At 58.0% G+C, this 6,807-nt stretch carries 6 protein-coding genes and 1 pseudogene; 1 reads left to right on the forward strand and 6 read right to left on the reverse strand.

What is annotated here, in order from left to right; translation table 11 throughout:
* The coding region (gene istA / locus AKU79_RS01395) for an IS21 family transposase (protein ID WP_156209382.1) at positions 1-602 on the reverse strand (602 nt) is incomplete at its 3' end.
* A 248-nt stretch (positions 603-850) separates the two neighbouring features.
* Here istA and AKU79_RS19625 point away from each other — a divergent pair.
* A pseudogene (locus AKU79_RS19625) lies at positions 851-1,212 on the forward strand (hypothetical protein); the annotation flags it as partial.
* A gap of 230 nt (positions 1,213-1,442) precedes the next feature.
* Here AKU79_RS19625 and AKU79_RS01410 read toward each other — a convergent pair.
* From AKU79_RS01410 to AKU79_RS01430, 5 genes are all read right to left on the reverse strand, one after another.
* On the reverse strand, positions 1,443-2,876 hold the full coding sequence (locus AKU79_RS01410; RefSeq protein WP_050521807.1) for a DUF6880 family protein: 1,434 nt from the start codon (positions 2,874-2,876) through the stop codon (positions 1,443-1,445).
* Between the two features lie 95 nt (positions 2,877-2,971).
* Positions 2,972-4,141: a Fic family protein gene (locus AKU79_RS01415; RefSeq protein WP_050521808.1), complete on the reverse strand. Its 1,170-nt coding sequence runs from the start codon at positions 4,139-4,141 to the stop codon at positions 2,972-2,974.
* 129 nt (positions 4,142-4,270) lie between these two features.
* Positions 4,271-5,854, reverse strand: coding sequence for a VirB4 family type IV secretion system protein (locus tag AKU79_RS01420; RefSeq protein WP_050521809.1), 1,584 nt, complete (start codon positions 5,852-5,854; stop codon positions 4,271-4,273).
* Between the two features lie 6 nt (positions 5,855-5,860).
* Entirely contained in the window at positions 5,861-6,613 is a 753-nt protein-coding gene (locus tag AKU79_RS01425; protein WP_050521810.1) for a hypothetical protein, read from the reverse strand.
* Positions 6,603-6,807, reverse strand: a 205-nt coding sequence (locus AKU79_RS01430; protein ID WP_231580074.1) for a hypothetical protein, incomplete at its 5' end; no start/stop codon positions are given. The genes AKU79_RS01430 and AKU79_RS01425, both read right to left, overlap by 11 nt.

A 6,807-nucleotide genomic window follows, 5' to 3' on the forward strand; every position in this document is an offset into this window, starting at 1 on the left:
GTCTTCATGTTATCATAGATGCCACGCCCGGGGACGCCTTCGAAGACGCGGAATGCATGCCAGTGGGCATCAAACAGCATCTCATGCGTTTGCAACAGATAGGCCCGCACCAAAAATGCCCGGCTGTGCGACAGCTTGATATGCGCGACCTGCAGCTTGATACGCTCGCCGCCGACATAGGCCCAGTCCTCCCTCCAATCGAACTGGAAAGCCTCGCCCGGCGCGAACACCAGCGGCACGAAAGTCCCACGATCTGTCGTGTGATGCGCACGCTGCCGGTCACCCTTCCATTCCCGCACAAAGGCCGCAACACGTTCGTAGGAACCGTCATATCCAAGCTTTACAAGCTCGGCATGCATCAGCTTCGCCGTTCGGCGTTCCTTGCGTGATTTGCGCTGATCAGTCGTCAGCCACGCAGTAAGATGCTTAGCATAAGGGTCCAGCTTGCTGGGGCGATCTGGCACCTGAAATGCAGGTTCAACAATCCCCTCCCGCAGATACTTCTTGATCGTGTTGCGAGATACGCCCGTCCGCCGCGCGATCTCGCGAATAGGCATCTTATCCCGCAGTGCCCATTTCCGAATTACCCTCAAAAATCCCATGTCTATCACTCCATGCGCCCCCAGCTGATTCAAGCCGGGGCAAGGTTACACATGGGTCAATTCTCAATGACAATTTCTGCTGGTGCCGGGTCAGTTCTCAATGACAATCAACAGGAAGCTGAGTAGACAGCGCATAAGACGGGCATGTTTTGAGCAGAGGTTACCAGACATAAACGGATGATCCTGCATTAGACACCGAAGCCCTGTGAAGCCGTCCCTGGGCCGCCGCATCAAGCCACGGATGATCTCAAAGCGGAGCTGTGCGGGCCAAGGTTGCTATTCGCCGGGCTGGCGCCAACCTGGCTGATCTAATGGCCGTGAATGTGATCTTGAAATTCACTGGAGCGGGGCGCATCGTCACGGTCCGGCAGGTTAAGTATCTCACCAACATCCTGGAGCAAGACCATCGCTTCATCAAACGGATCACCGCTCCCCCTCTCGCAGTTTGCAGGCAAACTGTGCTGCCTGGCAGCGAATGATGGGCTTTAGGGCTTTCCACTCCGCCGCTGCAACCATCGCAGAGATCGAGGTCGCTCACGTGATCCGAGAGAAAAAATTCGCGGCCAACGAAATAGCCGCATTCCAGCGGTTCGCGGTGCTCGTGGCATAGTCATGCCCGAACATTAGCCTTTTCAAAGCCCTACAAAAATATGGGGCACAACTAATTTCGCGATGACATTGCTCATGATGAGGCTGCCAAGAGGAAAAGGCCGATGTTCTGGTAGCGTGCAAATCACGCGCGCACCCCCCCCCCAGCGGCCACGTAGTCAAGTATCGACAGCGTTTGCGCCAAGCGGTCGATGTCTGGATAAATGTCGGGAAAGATATCGCAGGCTGTTGTCAGGTGATGTGCCCCCAGAAGCCCGTTTTGCGGCCATGGTCCCCCTTTAGGCGCGCGACATAGGCGGCGTGAGACTCAAACGTTCCGTAATCCTCAATCCGACTGTCCAACCCCTCGCATTCACTCAGATGCTGGGCAGCATAGCCGTAGCGCTTTGATCTCGCGCGCGACAGGGTGAAGTCGATCATGGCCCTTAACGCAAGTGTAGCTGCCAGTGGAAATCGCTCCGACAAGGCCTCAGCAGCGGGCACCAAAAGTTCATAGCGATCGCCGTTGATCTCTTCAGGGCTGCTAATCAACAGCCGTGCTGCGCGTTCCAGCGACGGCCACTCAAGGAAGAAACCAAGCGCGGACATCAAGCTTGGATTGGCTGCCGCGTGATCCATGGCCCGGTCCTCGGCCTCGATATCTTCGAAATCGGGAAGCCGCTTCAGAAAATCGCGCAGATAGTCCGACAAAAGTGTGCTCTCAAAACATCTCCAGCGAAAGGCCTGCGCCTCGTCCTTGCGATCAAGTGCCTCCAGCACGTCGAGGCGGGTATCAAGCCACTCCCGGGGCAGCCAACTGTCTTTGGTATCGGCCCGTTCGATGAAGCCGAGCGCATCCGCTGCCCGGCCAGCAGCCAGCAGACGCACGGCAATTTTGGCAGCGATCCCGGGGACTTTTCGCGTCTTGGGGTCGTACTGGGCGATGAAGGCATCAACGTCACCCATTGCATCGGCAATGTCTTTCAGCGCCATCGCCACCATGCTCTGCCGCGAACGCTCTGCCATCTCATGAGCATAAGTGGCACCGCCGCTAACATAGCCCACGGCCTCCCATTCTCCTTGGGGCGGAATGGGAACCGGTGCCGCGGCAAGCGCTTCTATCCGCTGCTTGAGATGCGCCAGCCCCGCATTTCCAAGCGCGGGCGTCAGGATGGCGATCAAGCCGTCATACTGGCCGTAGACATTGTCACCCAGAGCCTCAACTGCCGCATCGGCCAGCCTTTCAGGCGGCGGCGCGGCGGCGAATGCAATCTCGCCCAGCAAAGCGCAGGCGTCATGAAACACCCCGATAACGATGCCGCTGCTGTCATCGCAGCGCTCGAACAAAGGTGTTGCCACTTGCATGAAGCGCCAGGCCAGTGCCAGTGCCTCAGCTGGGTCTGCTGGCGCAATCTGCTCCTTGATCGCCCGGAGCTGGGTTTGTAAATCAGTCACAAGTGGCTTGCGGTTTTGCCAGTTCACAAAGCTGCGCGCCCGCGCAATGCTGGTCAGACGCTTGGCCACCTCGCGCCCCGCTTCTTTTGGGCTTTGCGCACCCGCCAGTTCCAACCGCAGCCGCCGTTTGGCCACTGCGGAACCCGTGCTGATCTCAATTAATAGGTCGGCCAGACGTGCGGCGCCCAACGTCTCTAGATTTTTTGCGTTCAGAGTTGTTTTTGATGCCATTTCAAACTCAGGTTAGGGGCTACTGGCGTCCGTCTTAGGGGGACTGCTAACGCGGCGAGGGAAATGCATTGCGCCAATGTACAAAATAGACATGATTACAGCGGCGCTGTACCCTCGCTTAGAATATCCAAATAGCTCTTATAGCTAAAGACGCGGTTGCGACGTTTGCCCGTGATTTCGGTCACAATACCCAGTCGCTCAAGGTCAGCGAGAGCAGCGTTTACGGTCGGTGCTGAAAGACCGATCTGTTCAACCAATATGTTCGATGTCACAAAAGGATTCGACTGAAGCCAGTCATGCACCCGCAACGAAGACCCCGCACGATCACTGTCTGCGGTGATACGGTCTCTATCAGCCTTGAACAACTCAACAGTCCGGGTCGCCGCGTCAAAAGCTTGGTTGGCCGTCTCGGCCACACCTTCCAAAAAAAACGCAAGCCAATCTTCCCAAGCACCAGTTTCACGCACGGATTGTAAAAGCGCATAATAGACTGATCGGTGCGATTTCAAATAGAGGCTTAGGTACAAAAGGGGGGCCTGCAGCGATCCCTTTGTGCAAAGGTATAGCGTGATCAGCAGACGGCCGATACGGCCATTGCCATCCAGAAACGGGTGGATGGTTTCAAACTGGACGTGCAGCAACCCTGCCTTAATCAGGGGTGGTAACCCGGACGCTTCTTCGTGGATGAATGCTTCAAGTTCGGATAAACAAGGGCCAAGTTCATTTGGCGGGGCTGGAACGAACATGGCATTGCCAGGCCTGGTACCACCGATCCAGTTCTGGCTGCGCCGAAACTCTCCGGGGTTTTTATCACCGCCACGATTGCCTTCCATCAGTCGCGCGTGCATTTCACGTATTAGGCGCAGGGAAAGCGGAAGCTCGTCTAGGCGACCGAGCCCATACATCATCGCGTCGACGTAGTTTGAGACTTCCCGAACATCGTCGAAGGGCTGGCCTGCCTCGGCGGCCGCCTCGAACCGCAAGAGGTCGGTCAGTGTCGATTGAGTGCCTTCGATCTGTGAGGAAAGAACGGCCTCTTTGCGCACATACATGTAAAGGAAGAGGTCATGACGGGGCAGCAGCATAGTGATCCCGTCAAGCCGCCCCAAGGCGCGTTCGGCGGCGCTGAGTTTTGTCAGCAGCGGCAGGATGTTGATGGCTGGGTAAGGTGGAAGGGCCGGTGGTACGAACGCGCGGACGATCTCTCCGCCAACAGCGGTTTCAACATAACGCCCGAGGCGGGTATTTGGGATTTCATCGATCATAATGTGGTTTGTCGCAAAATCTCACTATTTAAGCAATGCCGATAATTCTTTAACAGTATCGAACATAGTTTAAGTCAATCTAAATAACCGATAATAAAGGTTATGTAATATATTGATTTCATTGGACAATCATTCCTTCCAGAATTTGGGCCGCGCGGCGTAGTCAGTGCCGAAGGCATTCAGCCCAGCCTGACCACCGCCGAGCGCTGTCAAAAGTGGCCCCAGGGCTTTGAGATCGACATTCAGCACGGTCGAGCTGCGCGGCGTGCGCGACAGCACCATCCGCTGGCCCGGGATTGGGCTCAGCACGAAGTCCAACTCGCCATCGGTCAGTCGGAACCCGTCATAGTCCGCACTTGCGGCTTCGCCGTTCGGGAACAGAAGCTGGTTTGGCAGCGCTTCCAGAATGGACCGCGCTTTCGAGCCCCGGATCTGGCTTGGAAACTGCGTCATCATCACCACGACGACGTTTTTCTTGCGCGCGGTCACCAGCCATTCGGCGAGTTTCTTCGCGAAGTACTCGTCGTCGAGCACCTTCCAGGCTTCGTCGATCAGGATCAGCGTCGGGCGCTTTTCCTCGATCAGCATCTCGATGCGGCGGAAGAGATAGCCGAGGATCGCGGTGCGCTCGGTCCCGAGGTCGAGGATTTCTGTCAGATCCACGGCCGTCACATCATGGCTGGTGAAATCCACCACCGGCTCGGCGGCCTCACCGAAAACCCAGCCATAACGACCCTCGGGCCCCCATTCGCTGATCCGCTGCGCGAGATCGAGGCCATCGCCGACATCACCGAAGAGTTCCTGAAACGCGCGGAAATTCCGCAACCCTTCCCGGGCTTTGCCGTTCTGGGAAATGGCAGACTTCAGGGCTTCAGACTGCAGCGGCGTCATTGGTCCGCTGCGCTGTTCCAACAGCGCAACCAGCCAATCCAGAAACCATGCCTCACCACGCTCACCGGATTCCGTGGCGAGTGGATTCAACCCGGTTGGCCGCCCGGCGCGTATTTCGGCGTAGCGGCCGCCAAGGGCGCGGACCGCCATTTTGAGGCCAGCTTCCTTATCAAAGATGATCGTCCGGCCTCCTGCTCTTTGAGCTTGGGCCGCAAGGAACGCGACGGTGGTGGTTTTGCCGCCGCCGGATTTGCCCAACACCAAGGTGTGGCCATTCGTAGGCTCGGCTTTTGGGTCGCCGGGTTCGTGGAAACTGAACCGGTGCAGCGAGCCCTGCAGCGTCTGGAACAGCGTCAGCGGCGTTTGCCACGGCAGGCGGGAAGATTCCGTCCCGGTGTCGGCGGCATGCAGCGCCGCCATATCGGCGAAGTTCAGGGACGAGACCGTCATGTCCCGCGCCCGGTAGTCCATGTTGCCGGGGTGCATGGCGAAGAAAGCAGCCTCGAGGGCAGTGACCTCACGGACCAGCCGCATGCCGTTCTGGTGCGCGATGCCGCGGATTCGGGCGACTTCGGTATCCAAGGCTGCCTGATCGCCAGCAAAGACCGTGATGGTCATCTGGTGGATACCAAACCCGAGCTCGCCACTTTCAGACTTGTCGGCAGCCTCGAAGAGTTGCGCCTCAATCGTGGCCGCGATGTCCTCGGAGGCCCGCATTTGAGCAACGCGGCGTTTGACCCGTTCAGTAATGCTGCCACGCTCAATCGGCGTGTAGCTGTGGGTGATGATGGTGTCGCGGCTTGCCCCAAGTGCATCCAGCATGCCGGGCTAGGTCGAGGTGGCGTAGGATTTGACATAGAGGACGGCACCGACGCGGGGTGTGTCTGCCCCCTCCTCCAACGTGAACTGGCCTTTGCCGAAACGGATGGCGGCATCGCTGGCATCTTCGGCGATGATCCCAAAAGGGCTGCGTGTTTTGCTGCGCAGTTCTCCGGTCAGCAGCGAGGCGTAAAAGCCAATCAGGCTGCCATCGCTGATCTTGAGCCGGTGGGATTTGACGCCAAGTCCGGTCTCGAGGATCGAGACCAGTTCGCGCAACTCTTCCAAGCGCCGGTCGGTGTCCTCGCCCCAAACTTTTGCGGCCGTCTTGCCAAAGAGTGGCACGGCCAGCGGGGCAACCTGCCTCCGGACGACCGTCAGGATCAGCACGGATTCCTGCAGATTGCGGCGCTGCAACTCGGCACCCCACGCCCGGTCGATATCGGCAGCAAAGCTTTGGCCGTGGATGGGTTTCAGGTGGGTTTGGGCCGGGCGCATCATGCGGTGCAGATAGAAGCTGAAACGCTCGTCCAGCGTGTCAAGAAGATGCGCGAATCCAGCCCTCAGGGCGGCGACCGCCGAAGAACCGGATGTGATCCCGTCGATTCCGGTCACTTCGAGCGAGATCATCAGCCCGTTGTCTCGGGTGCGTACCACCTCATCATCAAGTTCGATGACATAAGGCAGATGCGCATAAATCTTCGGATCGGCTGGGATAAAAGCTCGCGCCCTGCTCTTCAACCCTTCTCTCTCAAGAAACATGACGCCGCCCCTTCCGCAAAATGGCCATCGGCGTCACTTGCATCATGACAGCAAAGACATGATGCCCATTCGGGTTCAGCTTGGTGGCCACGCGCGCGAGGCCATACCAGACCGGGGCGGTCAGGAACCAACAGACTGGCTTGAAGAGGATGAAGGGCAGCACGGTCATCGCTCCCACTGCCATGGCATAGGGC

It is taken from the genome of Pseudorhodobacter wandonensis (assembly GCF_001202035.1).
Taxonomy (GTDB): domain Bacteria; phylum Pseudomonadota; class Alphaproteobacteria; order Rhodobacterales; family Rhodobacteraceae; genus Pseudorhodobacter; species Pseudorhodobacter wandonensis.

Excerpts from the sequence above, each read along its gene's own strand:
- AKU79_RS01410 (WP_050521807.1), bottom strand. The coding sequence starts at position 2,876 with ATGGCATCAAAAACAACTCTGAACGCAAAAAATCTAGAGACGTTGGGC.
- AKU79_RS01415 (WP_050521808.1), bottom strand. The coding sequence starts at position 4,141 with ATGATCGATGAAATCCCAAATACCCGCCTCGGGCGTTATGTTGAAACC.
- AKU79_RS01420 (WP_050521809.1), bottom strand. The coding sequence starts at position 5,854 with ATGCTGGATGCACTTGGGGCAAGCCGCGACACCATCATCACCCACAGC.
- AKU79_RS01425 (WP_050521810.1), bottom strand. The coding sequence starts at position 6,613 with ATGTTTCTTGAGAGAGAAGGGTTGAAGAGCAGGGCGCGAGCTTTTATC.